This is a genomic window from Bradyrhizobium zhengyangense (assembly GCF_022012435.1).
Lineage (GTDB): Bacteria > Pseudomonadota > Alphaproteobacteria > Rhizobiales > Xanthobacteraceae > Bradyrhizobium > Bradyrhizobium zhengyangense.
The window spans coordinates 27,021-44,503 of sequence record NZ_JAKLUA010000013.1 but is presented as its reverse complement, the minus strand read 5'-3'; the positions used below and the strand labels follow the sequence as shown (position 1 = coordinate 44,503).

Below are 17,483 nucleotides of genomic sequence, written 5' to 3'. Positions count from 1 at the left end.
CCAAAGGGCTTAAGGTCCCTCAACCACAGATTTTGGGGCCTAAACTTCACCTCAGACTGGACGCGTTCCCAAACTCCAGGGAAGAATAGCCCAATCAGATCAAAAGGGAATGGCATTGTCGGATATTGCACCCGAGGCGAGAGATAGACTGGCCGGCGCGGGCGTCGAAACCGAGAACCTTGCCGATATCGGTAGCATTCTCGCTTTTCACTCGCGCGCGATGCCAGCGGCGCCCGCGCTGCTCGCTCCCGGCCGGCCTCCTCTGACCTATGGCGCGCTCGGCACGAGGATCGCGCATGTCGTCCGCACGCTGCGCGGGCTCGGCATTACACCTGCCGACCGAATTGCCGTTGCACTGCCGCGCGGGGCCGACAGTGCATTGGCGCTGCTCGGGGTGGCATCGACCTGCGCCTGCGTCCCCGTCAATCCCGACTTCACGGCGGACGAGCTGCAACGCTATTTCAGCGAATTGAAGCTCACAGCGCTCGTCACACGGGCGGACATGAATTCGCCGAGCCGCGACGTCGCCAGGGCGCTTGATATCGCGGTGGTCGATTTCGTGCCGGGACCGGAGGCGGATCTCGGCGGCTGCGAGTTCGTTGGCCCGACGATCGGCCCGGCCTGTGCCGACGGCGCCGCCCGCGCGGAGAACGACGCCTTCATCCTGCTGACGTCGGGCACGGCCGCGCGCCCGAAGATGGTGCCGCTGACGCACCGCAATGTGTGTCTCTCGGCGCAGAATGCCGGCCGGGTGCTCGCGCTCACACCACATGATCGCCTGCTCAATGTCCTGCCGCTGTTTCATGCCCACGGCCTGATCTCCGGCCTCCTGACCGCGCTCGCGGCGGGCTCCAGCGTGATCGCGACCAATGGTTTCGACGCGCCGTCCTTTTTCGGCTGGATGCGGGACCTGCAACCGACCTGGTACACGGCGGTGCCGACCATTCATCGCGCGCTGCTGACGGCCGCGGAAGCGAGCCCCGAGCGCGTCCGGTCATCGTCGCTGCGGGTGATCCGTTCGGCCTCGTCCTCGCTTGCGCCCGCGATCCTCAACGGGCTGGAGGCGATCTTCGGCGTCCCCGTGCTGGAAACGTACGGGATGACGGAAGCTGCCTCGCAGATCGCCGCCAATCCGTTCGAGTTGCGCAAGATCGGTTCGGTCGGCCGTGCCGCAGGCCCCGAGATCGCGATCATGGATGAAGCGGGCCGCCTGCTTGCGCACGGCCAGCATGGCGAGATCATGCTGCGCGGGCCGAACATGAGCCGCGGCTATTACAATGACGAGGCGGCAACGCAAGCCGCCTTCCGCAACGGCTGGTTCAGGACCGGCGACCTCGGCTATCTCGACGCCGACGGCTATCTCTTCATCGTCGGCCGCATCAAGGACGTCATCAACCGCGGCGGCCAGAAAATCTCACCGCTCGAGGTGGAAGAGGTGCTGCTGGCGCACCCCGCTGTGCTGGAAGCCGGTGTCTTCGCCATTCCCCATGCCAAGCTCGGCGAGAACGTCGCCGCCGTCGTGGTGCTCAGGGACAATTCCGAGACAACCTCGGACCAGCTGCGCCAGTTCGCGCGCAAGCGTCTCGCCGCCTACAAGGTGCCGGGCCTGATCCACAGCGTGGCCGCACTGCCGAAGGGCGCCAGCGGCAAGGTCAAGCGCAACGCGCTGGCCGAGCTGATTTCAGCGCCCCACGACGACGACGAGACGCAGCTGCCGCGCAACGAGCTGGAAACCCAGCTTGCCGAGACCTGGGCCGATCTGCTCGAGCTTCCGCAAGTCGGAATCGATCAGGATGTCTTTGCGCTCGGCGCGGATTCGCTCGCGGTCACGCAGATGCGTTCGCGCCTGCGCGAGCGGTTCAGCGTCGATTTCTCCTTCGAGGACATCTTTGATTGCGCCACGGTCGGTGCTCTCGCCGCCCGGATCGAGACCACGGCGCACCGCGACGCGAGGCTGCCGGCATGGCGCCAGGAGGCTTCCGGAGGAGACGCCCCGCTGTCGTTCCAGCAGCAGCGGATGTATGTGCTCTCAAGGCTCGATCCGACGCGTTACAATTATAACGTGGTCGAGGTCGCGCTGCTGAAGGGCGCGGTCGATATTGCTGCGCTTCAGGTCAGCCTCGCTGCGATCTGCACACGCCACGAGGCGCTGCGTTCGGTCTTCGTCGAGCGCGAGGGCGAGCCTGTGCAGCGCGTGCTTCAGGCATCGCCACAGTTCGAGCGGATCAAACTCAAACCCTGCCCTCCGCACCGGCGCGTTGCCGTCGTCAGGCGCGAGGCGCTCAAGCTCGCGCAGTCCGCATTTGATCTTGCCGGTGAGCCGCCGCTGAAGGTCACGCTGCTTTCCTTCGACAAATCCAGCCATGCGCTGGTGGTCAATGTCCATCACCTCGTCACCGACGGCTGGTCGCAGCGGCTGTTCTGGGAGGCGCTTGCCGCCGGATATTCTGCCGCGCGCAAGGCGAGTGTGACGGCGTTGCCCTCGCCCAGCTTTCAATATCGCGACTTCGCCCGCTGGCAGCAGAGCTGGGCGCAGACGCCGGCCGCGAAGGAGCAGCTCGACTATTGGCGGACCCAGCTCGACGGCGTCACCACGCTGCCGCTGCGGACCGACCGGCCGCGGCCGGAGGTCTGGAGCGGTCACGGCGCCCGTCATCATTTCGAATTCTCCAAGGCCCTTTCCGCCGACATCCGCTCGCTGAGCCAGGACCAGGGCGTGACGCCTTTCATGGCGCTGCTCGCAGTGTTCCAGTGCCTCCTGTTCCGCCACACCTCGCATGAGGACGTCGCGACGGGATCTCTGATCGCGAACCGCAACCAGATCGAAAGCGAGCGACTGATCGGACTGTTTGCGAACACGCTGATCCTGCGCAACGATTTCGGCGGCGACCCGACCTTCGGCGAGCTGCTGCGCCGGGTGCGTCAGGTCACGCTCGATGCCTACCGCAACCAGGACCTTCCGATCGAGGAAGTCCTGCGCGCGTTGCAGGTCGCGCGCAGGAGCGACGGCAATCCGCTGTTCCGGATCATGTTCATCCTCCAGAATGCATCGATCGAAGCCGCGCGCTTCCCCGGCCTGTCGACGCGGCGGCTGGAAATCGATCCGGAAGTCGCACGCTTCGACATCACGCTCGAGCTGGTCGAGGCCGAGGGCCGCTTCACCGGCTTCTTCGAATATGCCACCGATCTGTTCGACGCGGGTACGATCGAGAGCATGGCGGACCAGTTCAAGACCCTGCTCAAGGCGGTCATCGCCAATCCCGAGCAGCGCGTCTCGCATCTGCCGTTGCTGACGGCCACCGAGCGCCGGCAAGTGCTGGCGAAGAGCAGGCCTGTCAACTTCGCAGCGCGCGGAAATCTCTGCGAACGCTTCGAGCGGCAGGCGAAAAAGACGCCAAATGCCGTCGCGGTTTCAGATGCACATGTGTCCTTGAGCTATCGCGAATTGGCGGGCCGGAGCCAGGCTATCACGCGCTGGCTCGCCCGCGAAGGTGTCGGTGCGGAAACCGTGGTCGCGCTGCTAGCGGATCGCGGACCGGACCTGCTCGCAGCGATGATCGCGGTGCAGCGTGTGGGCGCGGCGTTCCTCAATCTCGATCCCGAGCAGCCGCCGGCGCGGCTCGCAACCATCCTCGGCTCGAGCTGCGCAAGCGTGCTGCTGACGGGTCGCGCGCAGTCCGCCATGGTCGACACGCTGCTCGAACCGCTGGTCGCGCGCATCCGGGTCGCCGAGCTCGACGAGACAATCGCATTCGCATCGACCAAGCCGGGCCGCCCTGCGCGGCGCGTGGATTCGAGCCTGGCCTATCTCATCTATACGTCCGGCTCCTCCGGCGCACCGAAAGGCGTCATGATCGAACAGCGCGGGCTGTCGAACCATCTCGCCTCGCTCATCGACGAGCTCGGCCTCACGGCCAAGGACGTGATCGCGCAGACTGCGCCGCAGAGTTTTGTGATCTCAGTCTGGCAGTTCCTTGCCGGTCCCATGGTTGGTGCGCGCGTCCATGTCTGCGCCACCCCGGCCGTGCAGGATCCGATCCTGCTGGCACGGGAGATCGAGCACGCGGGCATCACGGTGCTTGAGATCTTGCCCTCGCTGCTCCGCGTGATCCTCGAACGGATGGACGAGGCGCCTGTGCTGCGCGCCTTTGCGAAGCTGCGGCTGCTGATCTCGACCGGCGAGCCGCTGCCGGTCGATCTCTGCCGCGCCTGGTTCGCCCGCTGCCCGAAGGTGCCGCTGATCAACGCCTATGGCGCCTCGGAATGTTCAGACGACGTCTCCTTGCACCGGCTGACCCGCGCACCTGAATCCGCGACGACCAATGTTCCAGTCGGAGCGCCGCTGCCCAATACCCAGATCTACGTGCTCGATCCGCATCTGGAGCCGCAGCCGATCGGCGTGGTCGGCGAGCTCTGCATCGGCGGCGCCGGAATCGGCCGCGGCTATGTCAACGATCCCGCGCAGAGCCGGGAGCGCTTCGTCCCCGATCCGTTCGCGCGGAGGGAAAGCGACCGGCTCTACCGCACCGGCGATCTTGCCCGCCGGCGCGCCGACGGAACAATCGAATGCCTCGGCCGCGCCGACCTTCAAGTCAAGGTCCGTGGTTATCGCATCGAGCTCAAGGAGATCGAGGCTGCGCTGGCAGACCATGCGAGCGTGCGGGCCGGCATCGTCGAGCCACGGCGCGACGGCGATGGCGATGTCAGGCTGATCGCCCATGTCGTTGCCAAAGCCGGCAACAAGATTAGCGCCAACGAGCTGCGGGATTTTCTGAAAAGCCGGCTGCCTGTTCATGCAATCCCGTCGGCGTTCCTGTTCCTGGATCAGGTCCCGCTTAATGCCCACGGCAAGCTCGATCGCTCCGCCCTGCTGGCGCCGATGCAGCAGGAGAGCACCGCGACCGAGACGGCCGTGCCGGCGCGCCGCTTCACGGAAAAGGTCCTGTCCGACATCTGGGTCGACCTGCTGAAGGTCGAAAGCCTCGGCGTCACCGATAATTTCTTCGATCTCGGCGGCCATTCGCTGCTCGCCGGCCAGGCAATGGCGCGCATCGCCCGGGCACTCGGCGTATCACTGCCGATCAAGACCATCTTCGAGGCACCGACGATCTCGGAGCTCGCCCGGCGGGTCGACGAGGCCGCGGCCACGACGCGGCAAAAGCCCGCGGCCGGCGTTCCACGCCTGGCCGAAAGCGCGCCCCCCACGCTGTCGATCGCGCAGGACCAGATGATGCGGATCGAGCGGAACCTGCCCGATCTGCCGCTGTTCAACCTGCCCTTTGCCTTCCACCTCGAAGGCCCGATCAATCCGCGCACCCTGGCGCAGGCCATCGACGACATCGTGCGCCGCCACGAATCATTGCGGACGGCGTTCGGCTGGAATGGCGAGGAGCCGGTCAGCCGGGTCCTCGCGCCAGCCACGCTCGGTCCGGTCCTGACCGTCGAGACCATCGGTGACGGACGACCCCACAACAACCGGCGGCGCAAGGCGCTCGAACTCAGGAAGATCGAGCTCCTGGTCGCGCAGGAGGCCTATAGCCCCGTTGACACCGCCCGGGCGCCGCTGCTGCGGGCGCGGCTGCTGCGGCTTCACGCCGAGGATCACGTCCTGTTGCTGACGCTGCACCATGCCATCGCTGATGGCTGGTCGATCGGCGTGCTGTTCGAGGAATTGTCCAACCGCTATGCCGCGCTGGCAGGCCATCCACCGCCGCCCCTGCCGAAGATGCCGCTGGCGTTTTCCAGCGTCGCGCGCTGGCAGCGCTGGTGGTGCGGAACCGATGCGGCCCGCCGGCAGGCCATCGACTGGGCCGAGAATCTACGCGGTGCAGCCCCCTTGTTTGACGGCGAAGGGCGCGCGGGCGCGGCGACCGGCCATCATCCGCTCAGCCTGGAGCGTGATCTCGTCGCCAGTCTCGCCTCCTATGCGCGCCAGCAGAACAGCACGCTGTTCATGTGCCTGCTCACCGGCTTGAAGGCCCTGCTGCTGGCGCGGACCGGGCGCACCGACATCTCGGTCGCCACCGCCATGGCCAACCGCGCTCAGCCAGACACTGATCGCATCATAGGCCCGTTCGAAAACACCGTGATCGTCCGCAGCCGAATCACGCCCGATCTGTCTTTCGCGCAGGCCTTGGACCGCGTGCGCCGGGGCGTGCTCGACGCGCATGCGCGGCAGGAGCTGCCGTTCAACATCCTGGCCGACCATCTGGAGCAGAAGGGCATCGACCCGGCTTCACTGCTCCAGGTCTATTTCACGCTGCAAAACCCGCTGCGCCAGCCGCTCGACCTGCCCGATGTCACGGTGCGATCAATCGGAAACGTCGCGCGGGAGGGCCAGCCGGTGCTGCCGGTCGACCAGACCTGGCTGTCGCTGATGCTGAAGGAGCGTCCGACCGGGATCACAGGTTCGTGCAATTACAAGGACGATCTGCTCGACGGCGCCACGGTCGGCGCATGGATGGAAGATCTCGTCGCGCTGCTCAAGGCCGCTGTCCACCGGCCAAACGCGCCACTGGAGCGCTTGCTCGCTCGCAGGGCCGCATGACCGGCCGTACAGGACCGGCGAACACGAGTTCACCCGTCAAAGCTGTGAATGCCCAAGTTGCATCTTGATTATTTGGCTCCAGCGCGCAAGATTATTCGCGCCTTTTGATTTGGACTGATATTTTCAACCGGGGGAGTGTGATTATGGGTTTCATCAAATTTACCAAAGGCACCTCGCTCAGCGACAAGGACCGCAAGTCGCTGCAGAAACTGCTCACTGCCGAGAAGAAGAAGCTTCAATCCGCACTGAAGGACGTCGACGCCAGCCTTTCGATGCTGGGCGGGTCGAAGAAGGCTAAGAAGAAGAAGTAAGATTCGGCGGCCGGGACGCCGCGCGGATCTTTGCATTTCATTATCGGATTTTGGCCGCTCGCCTGTCGGGTTGGGGTCTCGCACAAGCTTGCGCCTGTAAACCGGCCAGCAATCGACAAGAATTTGCCCGGGTGGGCCGCTAGAAGCGATCCGCCGAGTTGCTTCCTGTTCGGTTGATCCTTCAGTCAGGGCCGGATTTGGCCTCCGCCTGACGCTATGGGCCCAATTGATGGCAGACGACGGAATTGGACTGTTTATCGGATTGATTGAGAGCATTGACACGCCGGGCACAGTCGATGCGTGCCGACGGTTGCTCTCGCTCGACGAGAGGATGCGCGCCGACCGCTTCAAGTTCGAACGGCATCAGCGGCAATATGTCTTCGCGCATGCGATGCTGCGGCTCGCGCTGTCACACGCAGCGCCGGATGTCGAACCGACCGACTGGTCGTTCTCGACCGGACGCTATGGGCGGCCCTTTGTCGCGGCACCTGCGACCTCGACGCCGCTGCATTTCAGCCTGTCTCATGCCGATGGCTGCGTCGCGTGCGTCGTGTCGAAGCACGAGACCGTCGGTGTCGACGTCGAGACCGTGTCGCGGCGCGTCGCGCCGCTCTCGACCGCGCTCCGCTTCTTTGCGCCGGAAGAGGTCGAGACACTCCGCACGCTGCCGGAGCCCGCCGCGATCGAGCGATTCTTCGACTATTGGACGCTGAAGGAAGCCTATCTGAAAGCGAGGGGTTTTGGGCTCAATCTGCCGCTGGATGCGTTCGCGATGCAGGTGTCGCGGGAGGCGATCGGGATCAGCTTCAAGCCCGACATCGCCGATGACCCTGCAGGCTGGCGCTTCTCGCTGTGCTCGCCGTCGCCATCGCATCGCCTCGCGATCGCCGACGGCTCGCGCGCGGCCGGCGGCCTGCGCATCACCCGCAACGCCTGGCCGCTCCAGGAAGCGGCGGAGTGATGCCGGCGCGGCTGCGCGTCTTTCCCGCGATCTCGCGCAACCGCGATCCCAAGAAATATGTCGGCGAACTGATGCGGGTGGCTGATTTCGCCGACCGCAACGGCTTCGAAGGCATTTTGCTGTTCGAGGGCAATGACGTCTTCGTCGAGCCCTGGGCCATGGCCCAGCACATCCTCGCGGAGACGACGCGCTCCTCGCCGCTGATCGCCGTCAACCCCGTCTACATGCACCCGTTCACGGCAGCGAAGTTCGTCTCGTCCTTTGCGCAGCTCTACGGCCGCAAGGTCTACCTCAACATGATCACGGGGACCGCGATCAGTGACCTGCGGGGGCTGGGCGACGAGCAGTCTCATGCCGACCGCTATGTCCGGCTCGGCGAGTTCGTCACCTTGATGCGACAGCTGCTCTCGAGCCCGCGCCCGGTGAATGTCGACGGCCGATTCTATCGCGCCAGCAATCTGCAACTGCGGCCGCGCCTGCCGGCCGAGCTGATGCCGGAATTTTTGATCGCGGGGCAATCGGACGCTGCCAAGCACGTCGCCGAGGAGACCGGCTGCATCAAGATGCAGATGTTGCCGCCCGACCTCGATCGCTGCCTCAGCGCATCAGGCATGAATTTTGGCATCTTCGCGCGCGAGGGCGGTGAGGAGGCGCGGCAGGCGGCCAAGGCCCGTTTCCGCGACAACCCTGACGATCGCGAGCTGCTCGCGCTTACGGTCGAAAATTCGGATTCCGTCTGGAAGCGGCGATTATACGAGGGGCAAAGCGGCGAGCTCGCCGACAATGGCTATTGGCTGCTGCCCTACCTCACCTTCCAGGCCGACTGCCCCTATCTCGTCGGCAGCTACGCCGAGATCGGCGCTAAGCTGAAGGAGTTTGCGGCGAAGGGGCTGACCACAATTATGCTCGACATGGTCGCGGATAAGGCCGAGATGCAGCATGTTTGCAACGCGCTCAGAGCGAGCGGGATGTTTTAGAATCCTCTCTCCCCGCACCCGCCTTCGCCAAGGCTCCGGCGAGACAAGCGCGGGAAGAGGTAAAAATCTCACCGCACCTCTTCGAAGCCCGCCAGCACCGAGGTCAGGTTGGCGCCGAGAATATCCGAGAGGTAGCCGCCCTCCTGCACGAACACGGTCGGCAGGCCCATCTTCGCGATGGCCTGGCCGATGCGACGGAAGCCGGGTGTGGTGACCGCGAGACCCTTCAGCGGATCGTGCTCGGAGGCATCGAGGCCGAGCGCAATTACGAGTGCGCCGGGCGCAAAGGACTCGATCGCCTTGCGCGCGACGTCCATCGCCTTGAGGTAGCCGTCATCGCCTGTGCCGATCGGCAAGGGAATGTTGAGATTGGCGCCGAGGCCGGGGCCCTCGCCGCGCTCATGCGCGTAGCCCCACACATAGGGATAGTAGGCGATCGGATCGGCGTGGATCGAGATCGTGTAGACGTCCGGCCGCGCGTAGAAGATCCCTTGCGTGCCGTTGCCGTGGTGGACATCGACATCGAGGATCACGACGCGCTCGTGCTTCTGCCGCAGATGCGCGGCCGCGATGGCGCTGTTGTTGAGGAAGCAGAAGCCGCCGGCCATGTCGCGATAGGCGTGATGGCCGGGCGGACGGCAGAGCGCGTAAACAGCATCCTCACCGTCCATCACCATCTGCGCCGCGGTGACCGCGACATCAGTCGCCGCGCAGGCTGCAGCCCATGTGCCGGGGCCGATGGGAGCTGCAGTGTCCGCTGTGTGCCAGCCGAGCTTCCCGACGATATGGGTGGGATAAGTCGCTGCGTGGCGCACGGGATGAACATTACCGATCATCTCCGGACCGGAATCGCCGAGCGCCGCCCAGGCATCCCAGGCTTCGCTGAGGAACGACAGATATTCCGGGCTGTGAATGCGCGCGCGCGGGCCCTGGCCGAATTTGGTCGGATCGACCAGCTGATGCTTGCCGTCCTTCAAGCCCTTGAGCAGGCGGTCGGCGCGCTCGGGCTGCTCGGTGGTGCGCTTGACCACACCGCGAACCAGGAAGAATTGCGGGTCGTGGCTGCGGTGCAGTTCGGTATGGACGGCTTTCACTCAACACTCCGTGCTCTTCAACAGCGCCACAGAGTTCTTGATCGCTGCGGCGGCCAGATGCAAGCAAGAAGAATGCCGGCCTCGCCTAGCCGTCCTGCGTCGGAAGCAGATCGCCTCTGAGCAGGCGCTCAACAGCGCCCGCGCTGAAGGCAGTGCTCGCGACCCTGCTGGTCGGTCCGGAAGGACTCGATGAAGCCGCCCTGGCGCTGGGTGACGTAGACGGTCTTGCCGTCGCTGCCGCCGAAGGCGAGATTGGTTGGCTCTTTCGCCCTCAGTGCGATCTCGCGCTCGACCACCCCACTCGGCTTCATCAGCGCGATCGTGCCCTTCAGAATGCGCGCGACGTAAAGCCGGCCAGCGACATCTGTGCGCAGGCCGTCGATGGTGTCGGGCTGGAATGTCTTGACGAGCTTGGCATCGGCGAGCTCGTTGCCGCGGATGGTGTAGGACCAGACCTGACCATTGCTGGACTCACCGACGTACAGCGTCTTGCCATCGGGGCTGAGATCGATGCCGTTGGTGGTGCCCATCGCACGCGGTGCCGACATGATCTGTCCTTGCACCACGCCATCGGCGGCTTTCGCAATGCGCCAGATGTGACCTTCCCGTCCCTTCCAGTTCGGATCGCTCGCGTAGATCGCGCCGTCACGGGCGATGGTGATGTCGTTGGGCTGGTTCATCTCGTCGGCGTGAAACCAGACAATCGGTTCTGTTGCGCCCTTCGCGATCGCAAAGATGTTGTGCTTCTTGTAGTCGGCGATGAACATCGTGCCATTGCGATCGAAGCGAATCGCATTGCCGACGCTTCCCTCGGGAAGCTCCGTGAAGGCTTCAGACGCCGCAGCGCCCGCGGGCAATCGGCCGATGGTGCCGGGCTTGCCGAAATTGACGACGAAGAGATTGCCATCGAGATCGGCGGCGGGCCCCTCGATGCCATGTGTGTATTCACCGTCGGGCGTGACCTGCACGCTTTCGAACAGCTTCGCCTCGGCTGCGAAGAGCGGCGTTGCGACGACAAGCAGAATGCTACTGCACAGGCACCAGAAAGTCCTGCCGGATGTAATAGCCATCATCGTCGCTGCAATCGCCATTCAGATAAGGATCGGCTGGCCGGAAGAAGCGGCTGAAGCCGGGTTTGTCTACAGCGTTCCTTTGTGTCACGACGACGACCTTGGCAGCCGGTATTTCGCCGCATTCCTTGTTCGCTTTGCTGAAGAATTTGCGCTGCGGCAGGCCAAGCCTGATGAGCATCGGCGTTCCCGGAACCATCCTGGCAACGAGCAGATCCGCGGTGGTGAGCAGGGCCGCGTAGCCGGGCTCGGTCTTCGGCAGGCTCTCGCCGCCGGGCGGCATCAGCTTCTCCGCGCCTGTGCCGCGCAGCCGTGTGCGCAGTCTGCCGGAGACGGGATCGCCTGGGTAGATCCAGCCGTCCTGGGACAGCATGAACTTCAGCACGGTCGCGTCCTTGTCTGCATCCGACTGCCCCGCCTTGAGGCCGAAATCGGAATGACAGCCGACGCAATGCTTTTCAACGAGGTTCTTGCGCAGCGTGATGAGCCGTATCTTGTTCTGCGGGTCCTTGGCGACGAAAGCGGCGAGCTGGTCGATCAGCGCCTGGCTGCGGGTATCGCAAGGCAATGGCGGCGGAGGATCGCCGGCGGCGCGATCGACGCGGATGATGGTCTGGTTCTTATCCTCGACCAGCCAGATTGCACCGTCCTCCGCGACCGTCATGCCGACCGGCGCGCCTTGCGGCCGCGTCCCGTTGACGCGGTGCCAGCCGGCGATCAGCTCGTCGAACGGTGCCGCGGCGACATCGCCGGCGTCGGTCTGGAAATTGTGGGTCGGATCGGCCGCGCAGCTGACGTGGTAGCGCACCGGCGGCGGAGCAGGCTTTGGGAAGCCGTGATTGTCGACATCGTAGATCAGCACGCGGCTGCCGGTCGGGCGATAACCGTGCAGGCCGATCAGGAGCTTGCCTTCCAGCTCGGGGAACTTGGCACCGTGATAATACAGCATCGCGAGCGGCGCACCGTGTGGCGGCAGCAGCGAGAACGGCTGCTTGTAGAGCGTGTTCGCCGTACAGAGCGATTTGTAGACGCCCGATTGCAGCACGCTTTTGAACTCGGGGCTCGGCGTCGACAGATCGTAACAATAGGGCCAGCCATAATGCCTGCCCTGCTCGATCGCGTTGATCTCCTCGTTCGGCTTGAAGATATCGGGCAGGTCCCGACCATTCTCGCCTTGCAGGAAGGCATAGCCGGCATCAGGGAAGTTCGGATGCAGTGCCAGCGCGAGCGAGTTGCGCAAGCCGCGCGCGTAGATCGTGTGAGCCGGATCTGGATCGCCAGGCTTCAAGGCCGGGAAGACGCCGCCTGACGGCGGCGTAAACAGCCAGAGCGCCGCCATGGCGGACGTGCCTTCAGCCGGCGCGCAAGGCTTCGTGATCGGCGCCGGCGTGATGCAATCATCGCTGTGGGCACCGACATTGACGAACAGCCGTCCGTTCTTGTCGAAGACAAACTGCTTGAGCGGATGCGCGGCCTCCTCGAGCTTGGTGCCGTCAGGCAGCGTGATGCGGCGGCCCGGCATGTGACGGATGATGGTCTCGACCGTGCCGCGCGGATTGTCGGCGAGTGGATCGAAGCGGAAGATCGTCTCGGCGGTCGAGGCATAGAGCTTCTTGTCCGGCCCGATCACGAGCCCGAACGGATATTCAATTCCGGTCAGGAGTTCCTTGAAGCGTTGGCCGCTGGCGGCGCGGGGATCAAGCAGCAGCAACCGGCCATCGCTGTGGCCCCAGCCGCCCATGTCGGCCACCACGAACAGATCACGACCGGGCACCTGGATGATCGACCGGGGAAATTTCAGATGGTCCTCCTCGCTGCCGACGAGGCCGGCGCAGAAGCCCGCCTTCATGTCGATCTGGACCTTGGGAAAGGCGAGATCGCCGCTGCCGCAGGTCTCTGGTCCCACCGCATAGCCGCTTTTCCGCAACGGATCGGACGCGGCCAGAACGGGGAAGCCGAGCAAGACCGCGCTGACGACGGCGGCAGCTGCGCACAAGCTTCGGCGTCCATTCTGCAAAGTGGGATGATTCACGACGGCCTCCCCAGGCTTTCGGCTGAGGGTTGTTCCATGCCGTTCAGGCGCCGTCCAGTTGAACATCACCCGCCTGTGATCAAACCCGCAGGGAGCGTGGTGCCGACCAACCTCCGTAGATTTCCTTACCGGGCTTGACCCGAATATTTTTCGGCTCTTTCGGGTGGTACCGATATGCCATCCAAATCGCTTTCAGAGGAGGCGTGTATGGTTCAGATGTATTTCCACTGCTCGAATGCCGAAGGCACTCTGGTTGATCGCTACGGCACCGCAGTCGCCAATCTGACCGAAGCGCGCGACCGCGCCGCCCAGATCATGCGCTCCATGATCGAGACGCCAGGCGCGGAAGACTGGCGCGATTGGGTGATCCACATCAGCGACGACGACGGCGAGGAAATCTTCGATCTCCCCTTCACCGCCATGCTCGGCAAGCCCCATTGAGGTGATGCCATGCTGTTCGCTTCCCTGACCCTGCTCCGCCATCCCCTCACCTTCGTCGCCAGCAAATGGCAGAAGCTGGTGCAAGTCGCCGGCAACCCCTACCGCCCCGAACTGCACTACATGCGCGGCCCCGGCCCAAAATGGCACGCCAAATATCAGGCCAGCCGCCTGAACCGCACGCTCTGAGTTCGGCGGCTTTTGCCGCTTCCCCGCAAATCTCCTCTTCAACAAGGCCGGGCTTGACCCGGCCTTGTTGCGTTTAGGAGCTGGCCCGCCCTTCACCTCCCCGTGAACTTCGCCTTACGCTTCTCAACAAAGGCCCTGCGACCCTCGATCGCATCGGCACTTGTGCGGACCGTGGCCTGAAGCTCGATCTCGCGGCGGAACTGCGCCTCGTAGCTGCTGTGCTCGCTCTCCTCGACCAGAGCACGCGTCGCCACCAGCGCCCGCGTCGGCCCCTCCGCCAGACGACGCGCCAAGGTCAGCGCCTCCTCCATCAGCCGCTCGTCGTCGACGACCTGCCGCACCAGGCCGATCTCCTGGGCGCGTTCGGCCGTGAGCGGCTCGTTCAAAAGCATCAGCTCAAGCGCGCGCTGCCGGCCGATCAGCCGCGGCAACAGCCAGGTCGAGCCGAGGTCGGGCACCAGCGCAATGCGGCTGAAAACTTGAATAAAATTGGCTGAACGCGCCGCAACAATCATGTCGCCGGCCATCGCCAAGCTGAAGCCGCCACCGGCCGCGACACCATTGACAGCAACGACGACAGGCACGCGGCATTCGCGCAGGGCCTTGAAGGCCGGCCAGTAGAAGCGCATCACGCCGGCGGCGAGGTCTTCGCCCAGCGCTCCGGCCGCCTTCAAATTCTGTCCTGAGCAAAATCCGCGCCCCTCACCGGTGAGGACAAGGGCTCGGACTTCCTCATCCCCACTCATGTCGGCGATCGCAGCGGCGAGTGCGCCGAGCAGGTCTGGCGTCATCGCGTTCAGGCTTTCAGGCTCGTCGAGCGTCAGGATCCCGACAGCGCCATCCCGCGCCTGTTTCACACCTGCCATGTCGCCTCTCCGTTTCGATGTTCTCGTTGCCGGCAATGTGCCATCCTTCGCGCGCTCCGCCAATTACGGAGCGTCAAGGTCATCGCAACAAAGCCAAAACAAGCACAAGCGACATCATGCCTCATCAGTTCAGCCTCAACCAAACCGTCCGCAAACCCGCCGTGAAATCCAAGGGCGGCATTGTCGCTTCGCAATCGCGGCGGGCGGCTGAGGTGGGAGCGCAGGTGCTGGCGGCGGGCGGCGACTGCGTCGACGCGATCGTGGCGACCACTTTTGCACTGAACGTGCTGGAGCCCTGGAACAGCGGCATCGGTGGCGGCGGCGCGATGGTGCTCTACCGCGCCAAGGAAAATCGCTATGAGGTGATCGACTACGGCATGAGCGCACCGCAAAGCCTGCGGGCGGCCGACTATCCCATCACCGGCGACCGCGTCGCCACCGACCTGTTTCCGTGGCCACGGGTGAAGGACGATCGCAATGTTCACGGCCCCGGCGCGATCGCGGTGCCCGGCGTCGTCGCCGGCATGGAAGAGGTGCACCGTCGCCACGCCAGGATGCCGTGGAAGGACCTGGTCGAGCCAGCTGCGAAACTCGCCGGCGAAGGCCTGCTGGTCGACTGGTGGACCGAGCTGACGATCGCGGGCTCGGCGGCAGATCTTCGCCGCTATCCCGCGAGCGCGGCCATGTTCTTGAAAGACGGCCTGCCTCCGAGCCCGCCCTGGAGCATTGAGGCTGAGATCCGAATGCCGCAGGACAATTTGAAGGCGACGCTGTTGCACCTCGCCGAGGCAGGGCCGCGCGACTTCTACCAGGGCGATCTCGCCAAGAGCATCGCGTCCGACGTCAAGGCCGATGGCGGCTCGCTGTCGGTCGAGGATCTCGCCGCATTCCGCGCTCATCTGCGCGAGCCGCTGGCGATCCCCTATCGCGGCGGCAAGGTGCTGGCGACGCCCGAGCTCACGGCCGGCCCGACCATGGCACATGCGCTGCGCCTGTTGCAGCAGGCTTTGAAACCGACAGCCGCGCCGGATGCGGCCGCCTACACAGAATATGCCGCCGCGCTGCAAGCCGCCTTCCGCGAGCGGCTCAAGGACATGGGCGATGCCGACGGCAAGCGCTCGCTCGGCGCTGAATATCTGGCACCCGCCTGCACCACTCATTTCTCCGTGGTCGACCGCGACGGCAACATCGCGGCGGTGACGCAGACACTGCTCTCATCCTTTGGCTCGAAATATGTGACGCCGCACAGCGGCATTGCCATGAACAATGGCATCATGTGGTTCGACCCGACGCCGGGCACCACCAACTCGCTCGCTCCAGGCAAGCGCTGCCTCACCAACTACACACCTGTCATCGCCGAGACCAGCGACGGCAAGCGCCTGTCGGTGGGCGCCTCCGGCGGCCGCCGCATCCTGCCTTCGGTCCTGCAGCTCGTGTCCTTTGTGATGGATTTCGGCATGGATCTCGATACTGCCATACACCAGCCCCGCATCGATTGCAGCGAGGGCGCGATCGTGCTCGGCGACACCAGGCTGCCCGCGGATGTGCGCAAGGCGCTTGCCGCGCGCTTCGAGTACAGGGAGGCGCCGGTGCAGACCCTGCCGATGAAGTTCGCCTGCCCGAGCGCGGTGATGCGCGACGGCGACATCAATTCAGGCGCGGTCGAGACCTTCCAGCCCTGGGCCGACGCGGTGGCGGAGGCCTGAAGCTAGATTCCCAGCCGGTCTCGCACGCGGCCCGCAATCACCGCCGTGGTTACGCCGACCGGCCAGAACGCATGCATCGGGATTGGCTTGATGCCCGTGATAGGCATGTCGATCTCGGCCTTGGCGCCGCCGATCAGACGACGCGCGAGCTGCGCGCCCATCGCGGTCGAGAGCGCGACGCCGCGGCCATTGCAGCCGAGTGAGATCAGGACGCTTTCCGCGGGCTCGTGCACGTGCGGGTAATGGTCCCCGGTGATGGCGAGCCGGCTGTTCCAGCCGTGGGTCCAGGCCACGCCCTTGAGCTGCGGCCATAACCGCTCGGCGTAGCGCATGAGATAGGCGACATCAGTTGGCGACTTGATCCAGCGCATCGGGCCGCGACCGCCCATCAGCAGGCGGTTGTGCTGGTCGATGCGGTAATAGACGGTGATGTGCCCGCTCTCGTAGAGCACGGGACGCGTCGGCAGGATCGAGCGGGCGACCTCGTCGGAGAGGGGGGCCGTGGCCGCGATCGACGAAAACACCGGCACAATGGTGCGGCGGAGTGCGGGCCAAAGATCGTCGGTAAAGCCGTTGGTGGCAAGCAGCACTTTCTCCGCATGCACGACCGCACGCGGCGTCTCGATGCGCCAGCGACCACCGTCGCGGCGGAGCGATAGCGCCGACGTCTCGCCATATACTTTCGCGCCTGCTGAGATTGCCGCGCGCGCGAGGCCGCGGGCGTAGCTGAGGGGATGCAGATCGCCGCCGCGGCTATCCAGCATGGCGCCGATATAGCGGTCCGTGCCGGTCATCTTGCGCAACTGCTCGCGACTGAGATACGACACCGGCATGCCGCGGCGGATGCATTGCTGGGCGGTCTTCTCGATCGCGGCGGCGCTGGCCTCGTTATACGCGGCGCGGAGCGTCCCGTTCTGGCGCGCTTCGCACGGGATCTGGTAGCGGCGGATCAAATCATGGGTGAAGCTCGGCGTGCCGTAGGAAAACTCGATCATGCGGCGGCCGAGATCGGTGCCGAAATCGGCCTCGATCTGATCAGGGTCGTGCTTCAAGCCGGGATTGGTGTGGCCACCATTGTTGCCGGACGCGCCCCAGCCCGGCTCCTGTGCCTCCAGCACCAGCGCCTCGACGCCCTGCTCCGCCAGATGCAGCGCCGTGGACAAACCCGTGTAGCCGCCGCCGACGATCGCGATGGAAACGCTCTTGTCCATATCGAGCGGCGGCGTCGCCACCGGTGCGACGGCAGTGTCGGCATAGAGCGATGGCGGCAGAGGCAGGCGTGTCATTGTAGA

The 17,483-nt window shown here is 64.9% G+C and carries 12 protein-coding genes; 7 read left to right on the top strand and 5 right to left on the bottom strand.

Going from position 1 to position 17,483, the window contains the following annotated elements; translation table 11 throughout:
- Nucleotides 1-109: 109 nt before the first annotated feature.
- From L6637_RS30305 to L6637_RS30290, 4 genes are all read left to right on the top strand, one after another.
- Nucleotides 110-6,547, top strand: a complete 6,438-nt coding sequence (locus L6637_RS30305; protein WP_237872750.1) for a non-ribosomal peptide synthetase — start codon at nucleotides 110-112, stop codon at nucleotides 6,545-6,547.
- Between the two features lie 143 nt (nucleotides 6,548-6,690).
- Complete coding sequence (locus L6637_RS30300; RefSeq protein ID WP_237865223.1) at nucleotides 6,691-6,858, top strand: hypothetical protein; 168 nt, start codon at nucleotides 6,691-6,693, stop codon at nucleotides 6,856-6,858.
- 262 nt (nucleotides 6,859-7,120) lie between these two features.
- The gene (locus tag L6637_RS30295) at nucleotides 7,121-7,819 is read left to right on the top strand and encodes a 4'-phosphopantetheinyl transferase family protein (RefSeq protein ID WP_237865222.1); all 699 of its coding nucleotides are present in this window, start codon (nucleotides 7,121-7,123) and stop codon (nucleotides 7,817-7,819) included.
- Nucleotides 7,816-8,796 carry an LLM class flavin-dependent oxidoreductase gene (locus tag L6637_RS30290; protein WP_237872749.1) on the top strand — a complete coding sequence of 327 codons (981 nt, stop codon included), beginning with the start codon at nucleotides 7,816-7,818 and terminating at the stop codon, nucleotides 8,794-8,796. Before L6637_RS30295 ends, L6637_RS30290 begins: the two co-directional genes overlap by 4 nt.
- A gap of 68 nt (nucleotides 8,797-8,864) precedes the next feature.
- Here L6637_RS30290 and L6637_RS30285 read toward each other — a convergent pair whose 3' ends face one another.
- The 3 genes from L6637_RS30285 to L6637_RS30275 form a co-directional block, all read right to left on the bottom strand.
- Complete coding sequence (locus L6637_RS30285) at nucleotides 8,865-9,890, bottom strand: histone deacetylase family protein (RefSeq protein WP_237872748.1); 1,026 nt, start codon at nucleotides 9,888-9,890, stop codon at nucleotides 8,865-8,867.
- A 128-nt stretch (nucleotides 9,891-10,018) separates the two neighbouring features.
- A complete protein-coding gene (locus L6637_RS30280) occupies nucleotides 10,019-10,960 on the bottom strand; it encodes an SMP-30/gluconolactonase/LRE family protein (protein WP_237872747.1) in 942 nt (313 codons plus the stop codon).
- On the bottom strand, nucleotides 10,917-12,956 hold the full coding sequence (locus tag L6637_RS30275; RefSeq protein WP_237872746.1) for a PQQ-dependent sugar dehydrogenase: 2,040 nt from the start codon (nucleotides 12,954-12,956) through the stop codon (nucleotides 10,917-10,919). Before L6637_RS30275 ends, L6637_RS30280 begins: the two co-directional genes overlap by 44 nt.
- 243 nt (nucleotides 12,957-13,199) lie before the next feature.
- Between L6637_RS30275 and L6637_RS30270 the strand changes: the two genes are divergently transcribed.
- Nucleotides 13,200-13,433, top strand: coding sequence for a DUF6894 family protein (locus L6637_RS30270; RefSeq protein ID WP_237865214.1), 234 nt, complete (start codon nucleotides 13,200-13,202; stop codon nucleotides 13,431-13,433).
- Nucleotides 13,434-13,442: 9 nt separating this feature from the next.
- Nucleotides 13,443-13,619 carry a hypothetical protein gene (locus tag L6637_RS30265; protein ID WP_237865212.1) on the top strand — a complete coding sequence of 59 codons (177 nt, stop codon included), beginning with the start codon at nucleotides 13,443-13,445 and terminating at the stop codon, nucleotides 13,617-13,619.
- 92 nt (nucleotides 13,620-13,711) lie between these two features.
- On the opposite strand, the gene L6637_RS30260 is transcribed toward L6637_RS30265, so the two are convergent.
- Nucleotides 13,712-14,485, bottom strand: a complete 774-nt coding sequence (locus tag L6637_RS30260) for an enoyl-CoA hydratase-related protein (RefSeq protein ID WP_237872745.1) — start codon at nucleotides 14,483-14,485, stop codon at nucleotides 13,712-13,714.
- A 116-nt stretch (nucleotides 14,486-14,601) separates the two neighbouring features.
- Here L6637_RS30260 and L6637_RS30255 point away from each other — a divergent pair, with 116 nt between their 5' ends.
- On the top strand, nucleotides 14,602-16,191 hold the full coding sequence (locus L6637_RS30255) for a gamma-glutamyltransferase family protein (protein WP_237872744.1): 1,590 nt from the start codon (nucleotides 14,602-14,604) through the stop codon (nucleotides 16,189-16,191).
- Nucleotides 16,192-16,193: 2 nt separating this feature from the next.
- Here L6637_RS30255 and L6637_RS30250 read toward each other — a convergent pair whose 3' ends face one another.
- On the bottom strand, nucleotides 16,194-17,477 hold the full coding sequence (locus L6637_RS30250; protein WP_237872742.1) for an NAD(P)/FAD-dependent oxidoreductase: 1,284 nt from the start codon (nucleotides 17,475-17,477) through the stop codon (nucleotides 16,194-16,196).
- Nucleotides 17,478-17,483 lie beyond the last annotated feature (6 nt).